This is a genomic window from Streptomyces sp. SID13726 (genome assembly GCF_010548375.1).
Lineage (GTDB): Bacteria > Actinomycetota > Actinomycetes > Streptomycetales > Streptomycetaceae > Streptomyces.
On sequence record NZ_JAAGLY010000748.1, the window covers coordinates 1 to 400 of the forward strand.

1 pseudogene is annotated in these 400 nt (G+C 76.8%); it reads left to right on the forward strand.

Annotated elements, in window-relative coordinates:
* Positions 1–400, forward strand: a pseudogene (locus G3I78_RS50095) (ferric reductase); the annotation flags it as partial.

The following is a 400-nucleotide window of genomic DNA, read 5'->3' on the forward strand; positions in this document are numbered from 1 at the left end:
GGAGCCGTCCTGCTGGTCTGGTACCGGGCCGTGGTCCCCGTACGGCAGGCCCTGCGCCACGCGCTGCGGGTCGCCGAGGTGCGGGTCGAGGGGCCCGGGGTGGTCTCCGTCGTCGTGTACGGGCAGCACCTGGCGGAACTGCGGGCGGAGCCGGGCCAGTTCCTGCGCTGGCGGTTCCTGCAGCGCCGGCTGTGGCACACCGCCCTGCCGTTCTCGCTGTCCGCGCCGGTCCAGGGCCACGCCCTGCGGATCACCGTGAAGGCGCTCGGCGGGCACTCCCGCCGTATCCGCCGGCTGCGCCCCGGGACCAGGGTCATCGCCACCGGGCCGTTCGGGGCGCTCACCGCCGCCCGGCGGACCCGGCCCAAGGTGCTCGGGATCGCGGGCGGGGTCGGCATCA